Origin of the sequence: Marinobacter sp. M-5, assembly GCF_032911545.1 — a bacterium.
In the GTDB taxonomy this organism is placed as follows: domain Bacteria; phylum Pseudomonadota; class Gammaproteobacteria; order Pseudomonadales; family Oleiphilaceae; genus Marinobacter; species Marinobacter goseongensis.
This window is the reverse complement of record NZ_JAWJEK010000001.1, coordinates 1,460,285-1,481,965: the sequence shown is the minus strand read 5'-3', so window position 1 is coordinate 1,481,965 and position 21,681 is coordinate 1,460,285. Positions and strand designations below refer to the sequence as shown.

The 21,681-nt window shown below is 57.7% G+C and carries 20 protein-coding genes and 1 other RNA gene; 8 read left to right on the top strand and 13 right to left on the bottom strand.

Features of this window, described 5'->3' with window-relative positions; all coding sequences use genetic code 11:
• Positions 1-25 precede the first annotated feature (25 nt).
• The 9 genes from R0125_RS06785 to R0125_RS06745 form a co-directional block, all read right to left on the bottom strand.
• A complete protein-coding gene (locus R0125_RS06785) occupies positions 26-370 on the bottom strand; it encodes a hypothetical protein (RefSeq protein ID WP_248181074.1) in 345 nt (114 codons plus the stop codon).
• Entirely contained in the window at positions 370-816 is a 447-nt protein-coding gene (locus tag R0125_RS06780; RefSeq protein ID WP_248181073.1) for a YcgN family cysteine cluster protein, read from the bottom strand. Before R0125_RS06780 ends, R0125_RS06785 begins: the two co-directional genes overlap by 1 nt.
• Positions 813-1,106 carry a YcgL domain-containing protein gene (locus tag R0125_RS06775; RefSeq protein WP_248181072.1) on the bottom strand — a complete coding sequence of 98 codons (294 nt, stop codon included), beginning with the start codon at positions 1,104-1,106 and terminating at the stop codon, positions 813-815. The genes R0125_RS06780 and R0125_RS06775 overlap by 4 nt, the downstream gene beginning before the upstream one ends.
• Positions 1,103-2,254, bottom strand: coding sequence for a ribonuclease D (locus tag R0125_RS06770; protein ID WP_317237624.1), 1,152 nt, complete (start codon positions 2,252-2,254; stop codon positions 1,103-1,105). The genes R0125_RS06775 and R0125_RS06770 overlap by 4 nt, the downstream gene beginning before the upstream one ends.
• Positions 2,255-2,274: 20 nt before the next feature.
• Positions 2,275-2,877, bottom strand: coding sequence for a recombination mediator RecR (recR, locus tag R0125_RS06765; RefSeq protein ID WP_317237623.1), 603 nt, complete (start codon positions 2,875-2,877; stop codon positions 2,275-2,277).
• Positions 2,878-2,924: 47 nt separating this feature from the next.
• Positions 2,925-3,248 (bottom strand): YbaB/EbfC family nucleoid-associated protein, encoded by a 324-nt coding sequence (locus R0125_RS06760; protein WP_248181069.1) that lies wholly within the window; start codon positions 3,246-3,248, stop codon positions 2,925-2,927.
• Between the two features lie 13 nt (positions 3,249-3,261).
• The gene (gene dnaX, locus R0125_RS06755) at positions 3,262-5,220 is read right to left on the bottom strand and encodes a DNA polymerase III subunit gamma/tau (RefSeq protein WP_317237622.1); all 1,959 of its coding nucleotides are present in this window, start codon (positions 5,218-5,220) and stop codon (positions 3,262-3,264) included.
• 141 nt (positions 5,221-5,361) lie between these two features.
• Positions 5,362-5,458, bottom strand: an RNA gene (ffs, locus tag R0125_RS06750) — signal recognition particle sRNA small type.
• A 102-nt stretch (positions 5,459-5,560) separates the two neighbouring features.
• Positions 5,561-6,316 (bottom strand): 2OG-Fe(II) oxygenase, encoded by a 756-nt coding sequence (locus R0125_RS06745; protein WP_248181067.1) that lies wholly within the window; start codon positions 6,314-6,316, stop codon positions 5,561-5,563.
• 209 nt (positions 6,317-6,525) lie between these two features.
• Here R0125_RS06745 and R0125_RS06740 point away from each other — a divergent pair, with 209 nt between their 5' ends.
• The 7 genes from R0125_RS06740 (at position 6,526) to xrtA (ending at position 17,117) form a co-directional block, all read left to right on the top strand.
• Positions 6,526-7,356 (top strand): D-hexose-6-phosphate mutarotase, encoded by an 831-nt coding sequence (locus R0125_RS06740; RefSeq protein WP_248181295.1) that lies wholly within the window; start codon positions 6,526-6,528, stop codon positions 7,354-7,356.
• A 17-nt stretch (positions 7,357-7,373) separates the two neighbouring features.
• The gene (locus R0125_RS06735; protein ID WP_317237621.1) at positions 7,374-8,189 is read left to right on the top strand and encodes a lysophospholipid acyltransferase family protein; all 816 of its coding nucleotides are present in this window, start codon (positions 7,374-7,376) and stop codon (positions 8,187-8,189) included.
• Entirely contained in the window at positions 8,189-9,136 is a 948-nt protein-coding gene (locus tag R0125_RS06730) for an SDR family oxidoreductase (protein ID WP_248181065.1), read from the top strand. Before R0125_RS06735 ends, R0125_RS06730 begins: the two co-directional genes overlap by 1 nt.
• A 66-nt stretch (positions 9,137-9,202) precedes the next feature.
• Positions 9,203-11,335: an XrtA/PEP-CTERM system histidine kinase PrsK gene (gene prsK, locus R0125_RS06725; protein WP_317237620.1), complete on the top strand. Its 2,133-nt coding sequence runs from the start codon at positions 9,203-9,205 to the stop codon at positions 11,333-11,335.
• A gap of 128 nt (positions 11,336-11,463) precedes the next feature.
• Entirely contained in the window at positions 11,464-12,837 is a 1,374-nt protein-coding gene (prsR, locus tag R0125_RS06720; protein ID WP_317237619.1) for a PEP-CTERM-box response regulator transcription factor, read from the top strand.
• 55 nt (positions 12,838-12,892) lie between these two features.
• Positions 12,893-15,592, top strand: a complete 2,700-nt coding sequence (locus tag R0125_RS06715; RefSeq protein ID WP_317237618.1) for a tetratricopeptide repeat protein — start codon at positions 12,893-12,895, stop codon at positions 15,590-15,592.
• Positions 15,593-15,602: 10 nt separating this feature from the next.
• Positions 15,603-17,117: an exosortase A gene (xrtA, locus tag R0125_RS06710; protein WP_317237617.1), complete on the top strand. Its 1,515-nt coding sequence runs from the start codon at positions 15,603-15,605 to the stop codon at positions 17,115-17,117.
• Here the strand turns inward: xrtA and R0125_RS06705 are convergent.
• From R0125_RS06705 to R0125_RS06690, 4 genes are all read right to left on the bottom strand, one after another.
• Complete coding sequence (locus R0125_RS06705; protein WP_317237616.1) at positions 17,114-18,034, bottom strand: formyl transferase; 921 nt, start codon at positions 18,032-18,034, stop codon at positions 17,114-17,116. The two genes, xrtA and R0125_RS06705, sit on opposite strands and share 4 nt — an antisense overlap.
• 23 nt (positions 18,035-18,057) lie before the next feature.
• Positions 18,058-19,251 (bottom strand): GNAT family N-acetyltransferase, encoded by a 1,194-nt coding sequence (locus R0125_RS06700; RefSeq protein WP_317237615.1) that lies wholly within the window; start codon positions 19,249-19,251, stop codon positions 18,058-18,060.
• 8 nt (positions 19,252-19,259) lie between these two features.
• A complete protein-coding gene (locus R0125_RS06695; protein WP_317237614.1) occupies positions 19,260-20,114 on the bottom strand; it encodes a cupin-like domain-containing protein in 855 nt (284 codons plus the stop codon).
• Positions 20,115-20,316: 202 nt separating this feature from the next.
• The gene (locus tag R0125_RS06690; RefSeq protein WP_317237613.1) at positions 20,317-20,769 is read right to left on the bottom strand and encodes a hypothetical protein; all 453 of its coding nucleotides are present in this window, start codon (positions 20,767-20,769) and stop codon (positions 20,317-20,319) included.
• 196 nt (positions 20,770-20,965) lie between these two features.
• On the opposite strand from R0125_RS06690, the gene R0125_RS06685 reads away from it, so the two are divergent.
• Positions 20,966-21,658: a 4'-phosphopantetheinyl transferase gene (locus R0125_RS06685; RefSeq protein ID WP_317237612.1), complete on the top strand. Its 693-nt coding sequence runs from the start codon at positions 20,966-20,968 to the stop codon at positions 21,656-21,658.
• The last annotated feature ends 23 nt before the right edge of the window (positions 21,659-21,681 follow it).

Genomic DNA, 21,681 nt, shown 5'->3' with positions numbered 1-21,681 from the left:
TTTTCTTGTTCTTACAGTTGTCAGCCTAGCGTTTCACCAGGCGGTAGCGAACCAGATCCAGCACCCACACCAACAACATGGCCAACGCCGCTACCCCCAGGTTGAAAATCGCCCTGCCGGACGCTTCCGCATCACCGAGAATGAGCTCATACCCACCGTAGAGCCAGGCGGGCACCCACCAACTGCTGACTTCCGCAGACTCCACGGGGGTCAGTAACAGCACGATAAGCGCGGACTGCAACAAGGTTCGGAGCCCATAAAGCGGCAAAATCCTGAATAAACGGGACATGGTGTAGAAAAAAACCACAAATGACACGGCATAGATGACCCAGAAAATGCCGTAAGCGAGTTGAGCGTCAGTATCAATCATTACAGAACCCAGTGAATTATATGTTCTTCCCAGTCTTCTTCAGCGACGCCGGCTTCGGACGCAACCCGGTGCTGAACCGAAACGCCTGCCTCATGCACGCTATCCGGATCGCCTGAGCGAAGCGGATGCCAGTCAGGCAAGGGTCGACCATCCGCCAGCGTCCGATAGGCGCAGGTGAATGGCAACCAGTGATAGTCTGCCAACGAGTCCGGCGTCAGCACGGTGCAGGCCGGCACTTTGTCTAGCCGCTCAGGATAGACGGTACAACGACAGCTGTCCGTATCCATGTAACGACAAACCAGATCGGTGTAATACACCTCTCCGGTGTCTTCATCCTCCAGTTTGGCGAGGCAGCATTTGCCGCAGCCGTCACACAGGGATTCCCACTCCGCAGACGTCATTTCGTCGAGACGTTTGCGCTGCCAGAACGGGATCTGCGCGATCATGACTGGCGTTGCTCCGGCTTTCTCCGGAAGTCCACCACGTAGGAATCCTGCTCTTCCGGCATCTGCAGAAAAAAATCCTTGTCTGCGATGGCATCCAGAACCTGCCTTCCGCTGGTGCGGGCAAGTTTCCGCTCCGGCGTAAGAATCAGATCCATGGCATGAACCGGCGTCCCGAAGATACCGCGCAGGCTTTCGGGAAGCTCCTCCCAGATTTGCCCGCGACGGACATAAAGATAGGTGTCCGCTTTTTTACTGCTGCGGAACACCGACACAAACTGTTTGTCACTCATGATTTCAATAAATCCTCAAGCTGCTCACGAACCGGCGCGATAATCTGACTGCGCCACCCGCTGTTGAAAAGACCAGCAGCAAGATCCCGGCGATGAACCACCGCCTCAAGCCGTTTCCGGGGTGCCAGCAATTCCACGGGCACATCTGCCCTCTCGGCGGCAGCGACAAGTACCCGTTTGACCTGCTTGTAGAATGCCTGCTCGTCGCGAGTCAGCGGGGCCTGTATTGGCTCGAAATCTGCCGTGGGCGCATCAAGGCCCTCATCCAGCAGCTCCAGTATCTTATCACCATAACGACGGATGACCGGCTGCGGTAGCCCCTGGATATTGGATAACACCTTGAGCGAACCGGGCATGCGCTCGGCGATTGCGATCAACAGTGGATCCCCTACCACCCGATTACGCGGGCGGTCGCGACGACGGGATTCCTGCTCCCGCCAGAGGACCAGCCTTTTGAGCGCAGTCTGCTGCTGCAGAGGCAGCGCCCAGCCGCCACGGAGTTTCAAATAATGATTCTCGGGATCGTCCTGGCTGGCGAGCTCCGACGCAAACCGGTCGGACTCCTCTGCCAGAGCTGCCTCAAAACCACGAACCGACAGATTGGACATCACCCAATCGTACACAGGCGCCAGAAACCGGATATCGTCCAGCGCGTAACGCTGCTGCGCTTCGCTGAGCGGCCGCGAAACCCAGTCCGAGCGGGTAGCGGACTTGTCGAGGGTAGCACCGAACAACGTTTCCACCAGGCGAGCATAACCCACCGAGAATCCCGCTCCGGCAAGCGCCGCGCCAATCTGAAGATCGATAACGCCGGCGGGCTCCAGTTGAAGCCAATGGCGAAACAGCTCCAGATCTTCACTCATGGCATAAAGCAGTTTTGGCTGACGGTTGTCCGCGAGAACCCGGCGAAATTCAACGGATTGCTCTGCGACCGCTGGGTCCACCAGACGATACTGTTCGCCCAGCCCCAACTGCACAAGGCCAGGAATCGGAAAGAACGTGCTTACCCGCTCAAATTCCGTATCCAGCGCCAGTGGCTCGTTCTTAACCGCCAGCAACCATTGGTCGAGTGATTCGGGCTCGGTGATCCATTCAATAGTTGTTGGCGCCGGGGGCGCGGTTGCGACCGGAGTGGTTGGTGGGGCCATAGGAAATGCTCGATCCGTCGTTATTCAGAGAGGGGTTTGCGGCCCCGGAATGCGTGGGTCAACGTGAAGCCGTCCACGTAGCCAAGTTCGCCACCCACAGGAATGCCGTGAGCCAGACGGGTAATCAGTACGCCCCGGCCATCGAGACGGTCTGCGATGTAATGGGCGGTGGCTTCGCCCTCCACCGTGGGATTGGTGGCGAGAATCAGCTCGGTCACATTTTCCTGCGCGATGCGATTCAGCAGGCGCTCGATACCAATCTCTTCCGGGCCCACGCCGTCGATGGGCGAAAGGTGCCCCATCAGCACGAAATAGCTGCCGCGATAGTCACCCGCCTGCTCGATCGCTAGCAGATCCGACGGACTCTCGACCACACAGAGCGTACCGTTGTGCCGCTCCGGATTCTCACAGATGCCGCACCGTGACGAATCGGCGAAGTTCTGGCAGCTGTCGCAGCGGCGCACGTCAGCCATGGCGGTACCCAATGCTTCAGACAGACGAACACCGCCCGAACGACCGCGCTCCAACAAATGAAACGCCATACGCTGCGCGGTTTTCTGGCCTACTCCGGGAAGACACCGAAGGGACTCCACCAGTTCATCTACCAGCGGGCTGAACGCCATGAAAATTCCTCTTACTTCACATTAAAAGATACGCTTAGGCCATTGAACTAAAACGGCATCTTGAAGCCCGGCGGCATCCCCATGCCGGACATCATACCGGACATCTTTTCTTTCTGATTGGCCTCGACCCGCCGAACCGCGTCATTGACAGCCGCCGCCAGCAAGTCTTCCAGAATCTCTTTCTCTTCACTCATCAGCGAAGGGTCAATCTCGACCTTGCGGACGTCGTGGCGACCGTTCATGGTGACTTTCACCAGTCCCGCTCCGGACTCGCCTGTGACCTCGGCCTTGGCAATTTCTTCCTGGGCTTTCTGCATGTCTTCCTGCATTTTTTGGGCTTTTTTCATTAAATCGCCCATGCCGTTCATCATAGCGTGTTCTCCTTCAACCTGAATTCTGAGCGGGCCGGATACTCTCTTCAACGACCCGTGCCTCGAAACGTTCAACGATGGACCTGACCAGCGGATCGCTCTGAATCGAACTCACGGCCGCCTTCTGCCGCGCCACCCGCTGGTGTTCTTCCCAGGCTGCCGGAGTATGGCCGCCCGTATTCCCCTGCTCGATACGCACAGTAATGGCGTCGCCAAACCGGTTTCTCAAGGCAGCCAGTATTTTGTCCTCATGCCTTGCGTTCAACAGCCGCGCGTGGCCTTCCTCCATGGTGAGGAGAATCTGATTACCTTCCCGGACCATCGCCGTATGGCTGGCCAGGTTGCCAGGCATGCCCACGATGCCCAGACTGCGGAAATCACGCTGCCAGTTGAAATCGCCGCTGTGCGCGGGCTCTGAAGCAGGTTCGGGCTCTGGCATTGGCATCGCCGCTGTCTCGTCAACTTCCTCCACTGAGGGCTTTTCAAGATCCGCCGTTGAGGGCGCTTCAGGATTTGCAGCGGTTAGCTCTGCATCAGCTTCCGCCAAAGGCGCTTCAGACTCCATCCCGGAAGGTCGCTGCAACGCAGCGGACCCAGGCTCAACCGGCTGCGGCTCGTTATCACTGAGGTAATCGGGCACCGGGCCGGGATCGAAGTCGTCAGTGGCGCCAACATCGTTTACCGAAGCGGGTGGTGACTCGACTGCGGGCTCGCGCCGCGCCTCAGGTGCCTCAGTATTCGGCACCTCCGGCACCTGTTCGGCCGCCTGCTCAGGTCGAACCGCAGGCGCTGATGCCGGGGCGGAGACAGGGTCAGGCTCGTCGCGAGGTTCCTGAGCGTCCGCGCCGGTACGCGAGGAACCGGTTGCCGGCGGCTCCCGGCGGTCCGTTCCCGGACGAAACGCCAGCATGCGCAGCAGAGTCATTTCGAATCCCATGCGGGCGTCGGGCGTGACCGCGAGATCTTTACGGCCCATTAACGCTGCCTGGTAAAACAGTTGCGCATCCTCGGCACTGAGCTTGCGGGCGAGGGCCTGCACCTGAGCGGCGTCGCCCAGGGCATTGTCGGCACTTCCGGGTACCACCTGCTCCATGGTGACCCGATGAAACAGCGACAACAGGTCCGCCAGGATCACACTGTAGTCTGGCGCGAAATCGGAAATACGCTGAATTTCAGCCAGCAGTGAGGGCCCATCATTTTCCACCAAGGCATGGACCAGTCGTTCGATATCACGCTGATCAATGGTACCCAGCATGTTGCTGACATCACTGGCCGCCAGTTTCTGATTGCCAAAGGCAATGGCCTGATCGGTCAGGCTCAGGGCGTCCCGCATGCTGCCATCGGCGGCGCGAGCCAGCAGCCACAACGCGGGGTCTTCGAATGGAATATGCTCTTCACCAAGCACATGTTTAAGATGACCGGCAATGTGCTCAGGCGTCATGCGCTTCAGATTGAATTGCAGGCACCGGGACAGCACCGTTACCGGAAGCTTCTGGGGGTCGGTGGTTGCCAGCAGAAACTTCACATGCTCCGGCGGTTCCTCCAGTGTTTTCAGAAAGGCATTGAAGGACTGGTTTGTCAGCATGTGCACCTCGTCAATGAGATACACCTTGAAGCGGCCACGAGTCGGCGCGTACTGCACGTTGTCTGTCAGTTCGCGCATATCGTCGACACCGGTGCGGGACGCGGCGTCGATCTCGATGAGGTCTACAAACCGGCCATCCTGAATCTCGCGGCAACTGCTGCACTCGCCACAGGGCGTCGGGCTAACACCGGTTTCACAATTCAGACATCGCGCCAGCAGCCGGCCGATGGTGGTTTTACCCACACCTCGGGTCCCCGTGAACAGGTAAGCATGGTGAAGACGCTGGTTTTTCAAAGCGTGGATCAGTGCCTGCAGCACATGCTCCTGGCCGACCATGTCTTCAAATGTGCGGGGGCGCCATTTACGGGCAAGTACCTGGTAGCTCATGTTTCGCCAACTGCTGTGAAAATGACCTTAACCTTAGCACGGTCCCAGCGTGAGAAGAAGACGGACAGCGCCGGGTCGGAACTGGAAAAAGCGATGATTTCAGCCAGATAAAAACGAGAAGAGGAGGAGGTCTGGGGGTGACTCCACCAGCGACACTCCGGCACACAATTCCACCGCTTCGGCTGCTCCCTTCCGGGCCTGACCGGGTTCACGGTTTCATGCTGCGGAGGCACCAATGGAGCCACCATAACGGCGTTCCGGGACAATTCCCCGAAAGCGGCGCGCATAGTAGCAAATGGGGTGCCCCACTACAACGACTTAAAACGGAAAGCAGCGCTTCCTACAACGGAAGAGGCACTTCGTCCTGCCGGAACCAGCAGGCAAGACTGTAGCGGGTGCGGTTGGCCGGTAGCACCTCATGGGGAATATCCTCGCTCATGAACAGCGCGATTCTCCCCATCTCTGGCAGGACCGTTCCACAGACCTTGTTCTGACTGTCGCGGCTGTAGATCTGCAGCGCCCCACCATCGGTGCTGGCCCACTCGTCATTCAGGTAAAGAACCAGACTGACCACCCTCGAAGCACGGCCGGCAAAGCTGTCCACATGCCGGCGGTAAAAATCCCCCGAGTGGTAGGTCGCATAGTGGGATTCAATGCGCTTCAGGCCAAGAAACAGCCGGCGGTTCAGGCCCATGCGCACTTCATCCAGAAAGCGGAGCAGGAGCTGCTGGGGAACCGTGGCGCCCTGCAGCCACGCAATCTTGTCGCGCCGTACCGATCGGTCGCGGATCAGATCGGCGCCGCGGCCGATGCCCGCATCCTTCATTGACTCGGTCACGTCGAGGATGCGCACCTCATCCAGCAGCCCCTGCAACAGACTTCGGCCCAGCTTTTCGCGCACGTCCAGGCTCATCCAGCCGGAGTCCGTCAGGCCTGCGGCCAGGGTGTCGAGCCACGCTTCGCTGACCGGGACATCGATCGCCGGCGCTTCACGCGCCGGGACACAAAGATCCACGTCGCCAGATACCGCTCCGAGTGCCGGTCGGGCTCCTCCGGGAAGACGCCCACGAATGGGTCTGATGACGCTGGATTTCATGCATTGCCTCCTGTGACAGGCCGATATTTTAGGCCGGAATCTCGCGACAGCGTCAGTTTTAATTTACTCTGTGGCTACGCAAATACACGTAATCCCCGGCGCAGGGCCGGCGAATTAAAGAAACTTTCTGCGGTATGAGGCACCTAGTGACGACGAAACCCGGGCATTGGTCGTTTACCCGCTGGAAAACCCACGGGGAACTGGAGGCCATGGAAGTGCACCACCCGCTTTTCCGCGCCCAACTGTTTCTACAGGGTGCTCACCTGACCCACTTTGCCACCCATGACAAGCCCGACTGGCTGTGGCTGAGCGATACAGCCCGCTTCGCAACCGGGCGGGCAATCCGTGGCGGCATTCCTGTCTGCTGGCCGTGGTTTGGCGCACCGGAGCGGAATCCTCCGGAGGTCCGCAAGCGAATCCATACCAATTCCGCCCATGGCTTTGCGCGAACCGCCCTGTGGAAACTCGAAGACGTCCGGGAGTCCGCCCACGAGGTGGAAATCTGCCTGTCTCTCGATGCCAATGATGATTTTGCAGACACGTGGGAGGGGCATGCGTTGCTCCTCGCCACCTTCAGTTTTTCGGTCAAGGGCTGCCAGATTGCGCTGACCACCACCAATCTGGGCGCCGCACCTCTGGCGTTTACCCAGGCTCTGCACACTTACCTGCCAACACCGGATATACACCGAACCCGCATTGAAGGCCTTGCCGGTGCGGATTATGTCGACACGCTGCTTGACTGGAGCTACCACCCCCAGCATGGCGATGTCACGTTTGACGGAGAAACGGACAGGATCTACGAATCCGGGGCGCCAATGGTAGTAGCCTCACCAGCGTCGCGGCGAACACTGAACGCCATCGGCAGCGACTCAACCGTAGTCTGGAACCCCGGCCCCGCCAAAGCCAGAGCGCTCAGCGACTTTCCGGACAGTGGCTGGAAATCCATGCTGTGTGTCGAAACCGCCAATGCGTTAAGTGATTATCGGGTATTGAATGAAGGCCAAAGCCATACCCTTGGCGTGTTGATCGGACGAATTTAAACCATCAGGGAGTCGCCATGAGTCTGGCATCCATTCTGAAATCGAAACTGGTTCCGGCGGAACTGAGCGAACAGATCAACCGGATCCGCAAGCCTATCGGCAGCCTGGGATACGACCCCTGGGGCTACAACAACGAGGCCATCAAATACGGGCTCTCGCTGACCCGCCACGTGTATGAGAAGTACTTCCGGGTGGAGGCCAGCGGCGTTGAACACATCCCCGCCGAGGGACCGGTGCTGATTATCGCCAACCACAGCGGACAGCTTCCGATTGACGGGCTGCTAATCGGGTACGCCCTGGCCTCACGGAAAGAAAAACCACGAATTCCGCGAGCTATGATTGAACGTTTCTTTCCCACGGTCCCCTATCTTGGCAACCTGCTGAACGAAGTCGGCGCCGTGCTGGGCGACCCGACCAATTGCGCCAAAATGCTGGCCAACAACGAAGCGGTTATTGTGTTTCCTGAAGGGGTGCGAGGATCGGGCAAGCTCTACCAGGACCGGTACCAGCTCAAGCGATTCGGCAACGGCTTCATGCACCTGGCCATGAAATACAAGGCGACGATCGTGCCGGTGGGCGTGGTCGGCTGCGAGGAAACCATACCGGCCATTGCCAACATCAAGCCGTTGGCCAAGGCCCTGGGCGTACCCTATGCACCGGTGGCTTTGCCGGTCATCCTGCCGGCCAAGGTGCACCTCAACTTCGGTCCACCGATGTTCTTTGATGACCGGGAAATCCCCGAAGAGCAGGTGACCGACCGGGTAGAACAGGTCAAAGGCGAAATCAGCAAGCTGATTGACAAGGGGCTGAGCGAAAGGAAAAGGCTGTTCTGATGAGCAAGCAACAAAGACCACGCATTCTGGTAACCGGCGTCGCCGGTGCTTTGGCACAACAGGTGATTGATCGCCTGCGGGATCACTGCGATCTGGTCGCGGTGGATTTCCGGGAACAGGTCTATCTGGGCGATGACATCCCGAGCTACTGCATTGACTTCAACAAACGGGTTTTCGAGGATCTTTTCCGGCGATACAAGTTCGACGGCGTGATTCATCTTGGCCGCATCATGTCCAGCCAGCTGACCCGGATGCGCCGCTACAACGCCAATGTGCTGGGCACTCAGAAGCTACTGGACCTGAGCCACAAATACGGTATTCGACGGGTTGTGGTGCTGTCGACCTTTCACGTCTACGGCGCCGTTGCCTACAATCCGGCGCTGATCGACGAAGAGGCGCCCCTCAAGAGTGTCGGGCTGAGCGCCGATCTGGTTGATTCGGTTGAGCTGGAGAACCTGGCCAATATTTACCTCTGGCGCTATCCGGAACTGAATATCACCATTCTGCGGCCCTGCAACATTGTCGGTCCCGGGGTCAGGAACTCTATCAGCACCCTGCTGGCCAGTGAGCGGGCGCCGGTTCTGGCGGGCTTTTCCCCGATGATGCAGTTCATCCACATCGACGACATGGCCGACGCCATTGTACTTGCCTACAACAAAACCCAGCGGGGCGTCTTCAATGTGGCGCCCGAAGACTGGGTGGCCTATCAGCATGCTCTGAAGCTTTGTGGCTGCCAGCGCCTGCCGATTCCGTCGGTGCCTCCGATTGTGCCGAGACTGATATTACGGACACTGAATCTGAGAAGTTTTCCGTCGTATCTGATGCACTTTTTCAAGTATCCTGTCGTCATTGACGGCAGAGCCTTTGGCAAGGAATTCGGATTTACCCCAAGAAGGCCGCTGAAAGAGATCTTCCGCTTTTACCGGGAGAACAAGAAGCCCGTGTGACAGCCCTTGCCTGTCGGCCGGCAGGGCAAGTCAGGGATCGAATGAGGACGACGCAGGACGCGCGGCATGTTGAATGATTTCAGCTTTATCAGTCACTTTGTGGCAGCGCTTGCATTCGCGCTGCTGGGCCTGCTTGTTTCCTCCCGCTACTTGCGCCGGGATGTTGATCGCGTGCTCCTGCTGGCATGCGTTGTCTCGGTTACCTGGGCAGTCGCGCTGGCAGCCCAGAGCCTCTGGGGTCAGCCTTCGTTTTTCGTCCGCTACCTGCTTGAACTCCTGAGAGACGGGGCCTGGATCGCACTCCTGTTTGCCCTTCTCCGCGACTCTTTCCGCTCGACGCCCATCGTGGGTCGGCTGAGGCGCATGCTAGGCGCCGCTACCATCACCTTACTGTTGCTGTTACTGGGGTTTGGGGTACTGGAGTACGCCTTTGACCTCGACCTGCTGAATGGTAAAACCAAAGTAGTGGGTCAGATGGCGCTCTCTCTGATGGGCCTGTCACTGGTGGAACAGATCTGGCGCAACGCCGTTTCATTCGGTCGTTCCAGCATGAAGTACATCTGCATCGGCGTTGCCGCCATGTTCGTGTTCGACTTCTTCATGTACGCCGATGCGCTCCTGTTCGGCCAGGTCTCAGACTCCTTCTGGAACGCCCGAGGCCTGGTCAACGCGGCCCTCGTGCCGCTGTTCGCCATCAACACCATCAATACCCGCAAACAACCGGTCGAATTCCAGCTGTCACGCTCCGCGGTGTTTCACGCCGGCACCTTCATGTTTGCCGGTGCCTACCTGCTTTTCCTCGCCGTCGGCGGCTACTACGTTCGCGCGCTTGGCGGCGCATGGGGTGAAGCCCTGCAGGTGCTATTCCTGACGGTGGCACTGACCTTCCTGGTCACCCTGCTGATGTCGCGCCGGGTACGATCACGCCTGATGGTCTTCATCAGCCAGAACTTTTTCGACTATAAGTACGATTACCGCGAACAGTGGCTGAACATGACCCGGGAACTGGCCAACCTTGGTGATGAACCTCCGCTACCGGAGCGTGTGATACGGATTCTTGCTGGTCTGGTCGAAAGCAATGCAGGTGCCCTGTGGATTCGCGACGAACAGAACGCCTATGTGCTGAAAACCGCAGTTAACCTTGCCGCCCCACGGTTTACCAGCATTGACGCAGACAGCGAGATCGGTCGCTTTTTCAGTGACCGGGAGTGGATTATTGATCTTCATGAGTACCGATCAGATCCCGTGCGCTACAACCTGTTGGAGATCCCCGACTCCATCACCCGGATTGCCGACGGCTGGTTGATCATTCCACTCTACCTTGGAAACGAGCTATACGGCATTGCACTGATCGGTAACCCCTACGCGCCGGTTGAACTTAACTGGGAAAATTTTGACCTGATCAAGGTGGTTGCGCGGCAGACCTGCAACCTGCTCGCCCAGGCGGACGCCCAGAGCCGGCTATCCCGCGCCATGCAGTTTGAAGCGGTCAGTAAGGCATCCGCCTTCATGGTTCATGACCTCAAAACTCTGATCGCCCAACTATCGCTGCTGGTGAAGAACGCCCCCCGACACCGCAACAACCCGGCATTCATCGACGACATGATCCAGACAACCGATCACGCTGTGCGCAAGATGGCCAATCTGGTTAACCACATTCGCAAGCCGTTTGAGGACAACGACAGCACCGATGTGCTGGATTTGCGCGATGTGGTGAAGGATCTTGTAGAGCACTACAACCGTCAGAAGCCGGCCCCACACCTGGTCGGGACACCCTCACCCGCCCTTATAGAAGCGGACTCTGAGCAATTGCGCAGCATTCTCGGTCATCTCATCCAGAACGCCCAGGATGCAACCCCTCCCAGCGGCGAGATCACTCTGACCCTGAAGAAGGCCCGTGACCATGTGGTCTTGTTCATCCAGGACACCGGCACGGGCATGACCCCGAACTTCATCAGCTCCCAATTGTTCAAGCCCTTCGAGAGCACAAAAGGCCTGACCGGAATGGGCATCGGTGCCTACCAGGCCAGAGAGTACGTGCGCAAAGTGGGCGGCAATATTGATGTAACCAGCGAACCGGGTGTTGGCTCGTGTTTCTCAGTGCGCTTTCCACTGGCCGCTATCGGTTCGACCGAAAGGCCCGCCGTACAGGAAAAACCGGTTTGTGAACATCCACAGCCTAAACAAAGTGCCAAATAACCGTCGTTTTCAAAATTCAGATCACACAATCATTGCAAAGCGTCAATCTTCGGTTAAGAATCACTGTAGGGAAGAGTTGAGCCATTAGGCATCAATGCAGTCACAGACAGAAAGGGATTTAAGCTGTTGTGAGCAGACGACTGTTAATCGTAGAGGACGACCCGGGCCTGCAAAGCCAGATGCGATGGTGTTTCAGTGACGATCTTGACGTCACTGTCGCCGCCGACCGCGAGTCTGCGCTGACGACATTGCGACGCACGGAACCGGACGTGGTCACCCTGGATCTCGGATTACCACCGGATGCGGGCGGCGCCTCCGAAGGATTCCGCCTGCTTGAGGAAATACTCCGGCTGTCGCCCCAGACCAAGGTCATCGTGGTGACTGGCCGCGAAGACAAGGACAACGCCGTCAAAGCCATTGGCATGGGGGCTTGCGACTTTTATCAGAAACCCCTGGATGCGGAAATACTCACCTTCGTGGTGCATCGGGCCTTCCGCCTCGCGGAACTCGAGAAAGAAAACCGCGAGCTTTCGCAACATCGCAACGGTACCAACATTAAGGGCATTGTAGCGGCCAGCCCGCAAATGCTCGGTATTTGCCGCACCCTCGAAAAAGTAGCACCGACGGATGTAACCACCCTGATCACCGGGGAGACCGGCACCGGTAAGGAGTTGCTGGCCCGCGCCCTTCATGATCTTAGCCATCGTGCCGCCAAGCCTTTTGCCGCCATTAACTGCGCAGCGATTCCCGAAAACCTCCTGGAGAGCGAACTGTTCGGATTCGAAAAGGGTTCATTCACCGGCGCGACCCAGAGCAAGAAAGGCAAGATCGAACACGCCAACGGCGGCACCCTGTTTCTGGACGAGATCGGTGACATGCCGATGGCGCTTCAGGCCAAATTACTGCGTTTTCTGCAGGAACGCGTGGTCGATCGTGTCGGTTCGGTGAACCCCATTCCGGTGGATGTGCGGGTGGTGTGCGCCACCCATAGGGATGTGCGCCAACTCATCGATAGCACTGAATTTCGGGAGGATCTCTACTACCGGATCAGCGAAATCACACTGGACGTGCCAGCCCTGCGAGATCGCGACGGCGATGCCCTGGTGATCGCCCAGTCGCTGCTGAAAACCCTCGGGAAACAGCTGGACCGCCCCAACCTCTCCTTTACCGAAGATGCCATCTGCGCTATCAGCCAATACCCTTGGCCGGGTAACGTGCGGGAGATGATCAACAAAGTGAAGCGGGCGACGATCATGGCAGACGGTAAGCGAGTCACCGCATCGGATCTGGAGTTGCAACAGGGTGAGGAACTGCATGAAAGCCAGCTGAACCTCCGTCAGGTTCGGGAAACTGCAGAAAGCCAGGCCATCATGCAAGCGCTGCAAAGTTGCAATTTCAATATGGCACGGGCGTCGCGGCTGTTGGGCGTCACCCGCCCCACGCTCTACAACCTGACAGACAAGTATCGAATTGAGACGTCACACGCGGCAAGCGGCGCCTGACGTAGTGAAGGGAAACTCCTCAAAAGCCTGAAGGAAAAGGAATAGGTACAGGGCCATGAAATCAGCTTCAGCAGTACGCGCAACCCTAATTTCTGTTGCAATCGGCCTGGCGGTCGCCGGGTGCGATAGCAGTGATAACGAGATGAGCCAGAAAGACATCCAGTATCTCAGCCATCTGGACCAATCCCGTTTTCTGCAACGCCAGGGGGAACTGAAAGCGAGCACAGTAGAAGCCCGCAGTGCCATTGACCTGCAGCCGGAAAATCCCGAACCCTACTTCCTGATCATCAATAACCTGCTGAAAGCCGGTGACGCCCGAAATGCCGAGCGGCAACTCGACTGGCTGATCGACGCGATACCTGAGACGTCCATGGATGCCACCGTCAGACATCAGGCGGCGCTGATCCGTGCCGAAGCCAGACTCATGCAGGGGCTTACCACCGACGCCCTGGCAACCCTGGATCGCATCGAGACCGAAGACCGTAACCTGCTGATCCGCCGCAGTTTGCTGAAAGCACGTGCCCTGCTCGCAGCAGGCCGTGCCGCTGATGCGGAGCGGGTTTACGAAGAGGCCCGTTCACTGGACGCTAACTCTGCGTTACCTCTCGTTGGACTGTCCCGGGTTGCTCACGCAAGCGGCGACCCCGAGCAGGCGAAAAAGATGATTGAGGAAGCCCAGACGGTCGACCCTCAAAACGCGGAACTCTGGCTGTGGAAAGCCCAGCTCGCTCATGAGGCCGATAACTGGCCGGTGGCGGAAGAAGCGTACATTCGGGCCCTTGAGGACATTGGCCAGTACGACATCATGACCTATCGCAAATACGAGACTATCTCGTCACTGATCCGAGTTCTCAGGGCGCAGGGGAAATCGGCTGAAGCTTTTGTTTACGAGGAAATTCTGGCGAAATCCGGGCCCGGCACGATCAAGAGCAACATCATCGCAGCCCGGGAAGCCTATGATGCGGGTAATGTCGAGACGGCCGCCGGTCACCTTGAGGAAGTGCTCAAGCAAGTACCTAATCATGAACAGAGTTCATTGATGCTCGGCATGATCCGCTTTCGCCAGGGTCGGGTCGAGGAAGCTGAAAAGTTGCTCCGCCCCGTGGCGGAAATGGGCGATTCCGAGGCCGCCAGTAAACTGCTTGCTGCCGCACGGATTCAGATGCAGGATCCGGAAGAAGCCCGCGCAATTCTCGACAAGCTGTCGGACAAGAACACGGACCCGGAAACCCTGGCTCTGGTTGGCATTGCATCTCTTAGCGCCGGCGACCTCGAAACCGGCGAGCCATTGATCGAGAAGGCCCTTGCCCTGGCACCGGACAATCACGCTTTGCGACTGAGGTTCGCCGGCTACCTGGCCCAGCGCGGAGAGCACGAGAAGGCGATTCAACAGGCATCACAGGTTCCCGAAGACGCTGCCCTCAGCGAGCAGGCCCACATGATAACCATCGAAGCCCAGCTGGCGGCGGGAGCCAGCGAGAAGGCCATCTCGACAGCCCAGGCCTGGATCAAGGCAAAACCTGACAGCGCAGCCGCCCTCATTGCACGAGGCAATATCGCAGCTCGAACCGGTAATCCACAACAGGCAAGAAACTTCTTTCTGGGCGCGCGGGAGAGGGCTCCGGAACATCCGGCACCCGAAATCGCGCTGGGCAATCTTGCCAGAACACAACAGAACACAGCGGAGGCGCTTACCCATTTTCGCAGGGCTGTCGAGCTGGCCCCGGACAACCGCCAGGCGCTTCAGGGATTGACGGAAGTTTCCGATGCAGGGGCTGTACGCAAAACCATGCGCGACATTCTGGCTAAGCAACCGGATGCCACTGGCCCGAAACTGGTGCTGCTTGAGGGGGCCCTGTTTGCCGGGAACCAGCAGGAAGCCGATGAGTTGACCGCGGCGCTCCTCGAACGCAGCGAGGAGGACGCGCCTGCGGAGGCCGAACCCCTGGTTGCCACGCTGTACAACACGGTAGCGGCAATGCTCCGCCAGAATGAGAATCGCGGCCGCGCAGCCAGCGTTCTGCAGCGCGCGCAGGTGCTGTTTCCCGGTTATGAAAAGATTGCCCTTCAGGCAGCGGCGGTGGCGTTTGCCGACAACGATACAACGACAGCACGCGAGCTGCTGCAGGATGCGAAAAAACAACATCCTGACTCAGCTGCACCGTATCTGGTCGAGGCGCGGTATTTCGAGCAGCGCGGTGAGCACCGTCAAGCCGCAGAGCTGTATCAGCTGGCAATCGGCAAAGAGTCGAGCGCAGAGATCGCTAACGGTTACGCTCGCAACCTCCAGCGTTCCGGTCAGGATGCTGAGGCTCTGTCGTTCCTTGAATCCGTTATCGACCGTTTTCCGGATAATGCCCAAATGCGATTGGGCCTCGCCGTACTTCAGCAATCCCAGGGTAAAGAAGACAGCGCCAGGTACCACTATGAGCAACTGCTTAACGTGATGCCCGACAACACGGTGGTGCTCAACAATCTGGCCTGGCTCTATCATGAAACCGGTGACGATCGCGCCATCTCGCTGGCTCAGAAAGCCTATCAGCTCAGCCCGGAGAGCGCTGCGGTCGCGGATACCTACGGCTGGATCATGCTGCAATCAGGAAACCATCAGGAAGGTGTGTCGATCCTCGAAAAAGCCCACGAATTACAACCGGATTCCGAGGAAATCGCGCTGCACCTTGTCGAGGCTTATCGAACCGTTGGCAAGGGCTCAGACGCACAACGGCTGCTGGAGAAATTCAGTGATCAGGGCTGATTGAACCGGTATGACGACAGCCGTTACCAGAATCCCATACCCGTATTTCTGGCTTCTCTCCATTCCACTGCTCATTCTTGGGCTGTGGCCAGAGTGGAGAGATTTTGTTCATTTGTGGTTCGGCTCCATCATCTACAACCACGGATTTCTCGTGCTCGGTGGCATTGGGTACCTACTCTATGTCAGGCGCCAACAAGTGGATCAGCTCGCCGTCACCGGGTCGATAGCCGGGCTTACGCTCCTGCTTGGCGCCACCACCCTTCTGCTTTTCGCTCAGGCGGCCGATATCCGCTTTGTTCGCCTTGCACTGGTCCCTTTCGTCATCATTTTCTGGGGTTGGTCAATCTGGGGGCAGGCGTTTTTCAGAATTGCCGGCGGCCCGATTCTACTTCTGTTGTTTGCGGTGCCCTTCTGGGATGACCTGTCGCCGTTGCTTCAGCACATCACGGTCTTCTTCAACGACATTTTTCTTCAGCTTGCGGACATCAAAGCCACTATCAATGAGTTCTTTATCGTTCTGGAGGTAGGCACCTTCCTTGTGGAAGGAGGCTGCAGCGGCGTCCGTTACCTGATGGTGGCCCTCTTCCTCGGCAGCTTCTATGGCCAGCTTTATTACCGCTCGGCTACCCGAACCGCCATGCTAATGGTAATGGCCGGTTTGCTGTCCATGTTGGCGAACTGGATTCGGGTTTTCGGCATCATCGCAGCAGGCCACTACAGCAACATGGAAACCTCGCTGGTGGACGACCATGAGCTCTTTGGCTGGGTCGTTTTTCTTGTCATTACGTTGGTGCCCCTGTTTTTTATCGCCGGCAAACTGGAACTCGAAGCACCGGTGGGTTCAACGGCAAAGGGACCGATAAATATGGACGCCATGACCGGCAACAGAGCGAAACGCCGCCTGGCCTGGCCGGTCGCAGCGTCTGTACTGGTGGTCTTGCCAGCACTGGCCACCCTCGCCGTTGCGGGTCGCACCGAGCGCATGGCGCAGTCCTGGAATCCGTCATTGCCAGCCACGGGTTCCGACTGGCGAGGTCCACTGAAACATGCGGATATCTGGCAGCCTGACTACCAGAACCCGGATATTGATCTCAGTGGCGTCTATGTTTCCGACGACCTTGAACAGGTGCAGTTGCAGATTACGGGGTATCGCCGACAAAGCCAGAACAAGGAACTGATTTTCTACGGAAACGAACTGTTCAGCAAAGAGGACTGGCGACTTGTCTCTTCTGCGAAACGGGACATTCCGACCGCTTCTGCTGTCAGCCCTGAACGGGTCAACGAAACCATCATCAAGCACCGTGCAGATGAAGCCATCGTCATCCTGTGGACCTGGTATGAGATTGGAGGCGCGCTGACCGATTCCAGAATCGAGGCAAAGATTACCGGGGCCTTTAAAAAAATCACCGGTAACAACCGGGGGGCGCTCTGGGCGCTTGCGAGTTACTGCAATAAGGACACCCGTCCGGACTGCCAGAGACAACGGGCAACGTTCATCCGCTTCCTGACAAATGCCGGAAGCTAACCGTTGTTCTTACATGCGGTCCCTGTAACCGGCGCACGGTCTGTAGCGTCATCAACGTTATTGATCAGTTTCGACAGAACTCTGCTGTCACGCTCAGCTTTATTGGCCAGGTAGGCGGGTATTACCCCTCGGCGGACCTGGCCCCAGGTGCGCCGCTTCGCACGCACATGGAACATATCATTCAGATAAAGCTGGCCTCTGGTGGTCAGTTTGACTGGATGACATCTGCCCTGTTCCAGGTCTGAAATGGCGCGAACCATCATCCGTGCGCCGAGGCGAACCACTTTTTCATAGAGGCTGTTCGGCTGGTCGCTCTCCTCGACCAATGGCCGCCCCTGATACACCACGTCGCCATCGTCCACACCCGCCGCCACAAAGTGAACCGTGGCTCCGACACATTCTGGCTCGGCGTTATGGATGGCCCAATCGGTCGTGAAAAGGCCCCTGTAAAACTGGGACAGTCCACCGTGGAGGTTGAGTACGCCGTATTCCGGTATGGCCAGAAGCTCAGACCGCAGTATGGAGGCGCCGCAGACCGCGATGACGTCAGGGCGTTGATCCTGTATCCAGTCGCGATATTCCGGCTCATTGATGGCATTCACCCCTTGCGTGTATAGCACGGGAACGCCCTCCCCGATATTCAATGAACGCCCTTCCTCGCCGAAGTCCAGGCTGTTCTCCGCCCGGTTATAGTCCTGCCGCGGCTCCAACAGGCGCCTGTCCAGAACCTCAACAACCTTGCGCAGAAACACTCGGGGCCGGGACAGGTACTTCAGAGATTTTCTGGCCAGTGTTGAACGATCCCGCTCCGGCGTCTGGTTTTCCACAACGACGCCGACCACATTCAGTGACCTCGCCAACTGATTGGCAAAATAAACGTCCGATTTATCCCGGCTGACGATGATCACGGTGCGCATGTGTAACCTCTGTGTTGATAGGGTCAGGTCGTTCCGGGTTTGTGCCGATGCTTGCCAAGCAGCCGCTTTATGACGGGAATAACCGAGTACTCCAGATAAAAGAGCGCTCTCAGCTTGAGACTGCTGCCAAACACTTCAATCGTGCAAAATTCACGATACTCGTGGGTCCAGTTGCTCAGGTACCAGTAATCGTCCGCACAGGTGTAATACTGACGCGCAGACCGGGAGTCAAAGAGATGCTTGAGGGCGGTGTATTCCAGAATGGAACCCGGTGAGAAGGATTTGAACGCCTGGTGATAGTCCGCACGAATGGGGTAGACCACTCCGTCATCAGAGAGATGCAGTTCGTAGGCAACCGGCGTATCACCTCGCCTCATGATCCATGCCGTCAGGCAGCCACTCGCACCAAACGCGTTAATGAGGTTGAAGAAAAACTGACGGCTCCTGAGGTTGGAATCGAGATCGTTGCCAATGGCTGATTTCCAGCTGTTGGCAGAAATTGAAATCAACTCGTCGACGATTGGCTGATCATCACGGCGAATCGCTTCCACATCAATCACGAAGTCACCCGCACGGTTGTACCGGTTGAGCTTGTGATTCAGGCTCTTTTTGAGCTTTCGGGGGCGCGCGGCAAAAAAGGTTTTCCAGTCGCCCTTGACCGGGATAACAGGCGTCAGAAGACCGGGCTTCTCACCGACATATTCGTGCCCTACCCCGCTCTGATCCAGTAAAAAAGATCGCAAGTGATCAAGCTTCGGTATTTTGAAGAACAGACCGACTTCATCGGGCTCAACCCGCGTGAGAAGCTCCAGAGCGGCGCGTTTTTGCACCTCGGTAAGCTCCGGATGAACGATCACCATGGAATAAGGACTATGGCCATTGGCGGCAAGCTTTAAAATGGACACCGGCACCCCACGGTAGCGCTCTCGCTCTCTCAGGAAAGGCCCTACGCCGACCAACCGGCCATCCAGGTACACGCAGCGGAATTCCATGTGGTCTTCGTTGGCAAAGGCTGTGAGCCACGAGCATAGCCACCCGTGGGAGAGCGGGAGCGGAATCGGGTCAAGCGTGCCGATCAATGCATCCCATGCCACCCGGACGCTGGAGAACTCATCCAGATTTTTGATGACTCTGAGTTCCACTGTACTCGAGGTTCCCGGGTTCAATCTGACCGTGGCTTCAAATCCGGCTGGCAGGAACTGGCCGAGCGTTTCCATACCGGGACCTACGCGGGTGATAATTTGTGCTTCACTTTGCGGATCCGGTCCAGCATGTCAATCGCCCGACGCTTGATCCAGAAATTGAGCAAAGGCTGCTGCATCCAGTCGGATAACCGGTTCTGCAACCAGAAATAGTTCACCGACACATTTCGCCCCTCGGCTTCGATAAAGTGCCAGGTGCCGGCGGGGATAAACAACGCCTGGCCCTCTTCAAGCCACCCCACCACACCCTGGGCACTGCGCAACTTCGGATGCTGGCTGAAGTCCGGGTTCTGGCAATCCACGCGGCTGTCGACCACGCGGTTTTCAAGTAATGCCCGCAAACTGAACGGACTGTAGGGGTACATGCACCCACTTTGATCCGGAGAAAACAGAATGAACCGCTTACGCCCTTCCAGCATCATCAGTAGGCTGTGTGTTTCATCGTAATGCAGCAGGGACTTGTTCTTGCCCGGCCCAATGTAAAGATTGGAGACACGGAATCCCGACTCGGGCACAAAAGCAGGCAGGCTGACCGAAATGGACGGCGGCAGATCGTCCGACACGCCACGGCCCTTGAGCGGCTCAAGGGCATAACCGTCATGGGTGGTTTCCATCACCTGATTGAAATCCATCATGGGAATGCGCTCGAAACCCAGGTAATGAAAAACCCCGTCAGCGGATTTGCGCTGGATACGGATGGATTTCAGGGCGTTTCTGAAAAAGTCGTAGTTCCAGTTCCGGGTGAAGGGCAGAGCCTCCCTCACACCGCTGAGCAGGACCGGCTGACGACGGTGCAGGTAGCGGGCAAGACCTTCTTTATCAGTGGGAAAGGGAACCGTTTCGATAGTTTCCGGGCCGGAAAGATCAAATAAACTCATCGTGAATTCCTTTTTCAACGATCTGTTGCATCCGACAGTTCTTCTTACCCTGCCGAATCTGCCCGGGCAAAAGCGCACTCCTGCTTTTACAAAAAGGGGCAGATTCACGTTAACAATATGTCATGACCGGGAAAGCTGCAAGCACCACCGGCGCCCGTAGAAAAAGAGTTTCAGGACTGTGACAGAGCTGATGTCAGGCGCATTATACAAGGTGCTCGAGACGATCAAATTCCCGTTGTGCCGCCACCAATCGTCCATCACGGAGTGCGAAGTTGAACAGAGGCCGTTTAGCCAAACGGGCGCTGACATAGCTGAACATCGGTCGGAAACCTGCCCGCGCCAACACCCGGCGGGAGGCACCGTTGCCGGTATCGACCGCGACCAACGCCAGCGTTGCCGACGGGTAGGCCCCATGGTTGATGCCTTGTAGCAGGGCAAAAAAGTACCCCTTGCCGCGGAATGCCGTGCGGGTGGCGCAATCCCAGACGTAAAACCCACGCTCCGGCACGACCAGATTCAGATCATGCAGCACCCCCACCCGGGCACCCGCCTCCGCAACCCAGCCGTAACAGACCGGCTGCCCCTCAATGAAGAGTTCATAGAGAACATTACCGGCGCCGGTACGGCGCAGGAACTCAGCCTCTGACCAGGGCAAACCTTCCCGGTACTTCCGGGTGCTTTTGATCTCAGATGCCGTATCAGACTCGGGGCAAGACTCAGCTGTCGCTACGCCCACCGGCCGGGAGAGCATAATACCGACTTTGATCTCGCATAAGCCCCTTACACGACGCTTGATTACACCTGACCATCGCCGTAGAGTTTTCAAGGTTTCCATACCTCCTGGGAAAATGATGACGCCACCAGCAACGCCCAGCGCCCGCTTTTACGTTAGAACGATTGAACAGCGTTTGCGAGCGTTTACCGGCGACCCGGTCTGTTTCGCAGCCGGTCCCCTCGACCAACTGGACTCGGATTATCCGGCCGAGCGACAACTTGTGGCCCGGGCCGGAGACAAACGGCAGCGAGAGTTCTTTTCCGGCCGCCACGTCGCTCGGCAAGCAATGCACCGGGCCGGTGTGGCTCCGGCGGCGGTGCTGCGCGGCCCCCTCGGGAACCCGGTTTGGCCGGCACCGGTGATCGGCTCCATTTCCCACGACCACACCCTGGCTGCCGCAGCCGTATGCACGGGCAGCGGCATTCAGGGGTTGGGGCTCGACCTCATCGAGCATCCGGAGGAGGTCACGGATGACCTGGCCAAACTGATCATGAACCCCGGCGAACTTGAGTTGCTGAGCGAACTCTTTCCCGATCTTCCTGCCCTGGGCGTTGGCTTCAGCGTCAAAGAATCGGTGGTCAAAGCCGTTTCTGTTCACCTGAACCGATACATGGATCTGACCGAAATCCAACTGGTGCCGGATAAACAGGCATTATCCGCGCAACTTGACGGATTCCCCTCACCCCTTCCCTGCCTGGTATCAGCCACCGGAATCGGGCTGCTGACGGCCTGTTTACACCGTTCCGAAAGCGTCTGGAAAACCTGTTAACCAGATGTCACATCTACCTAGCA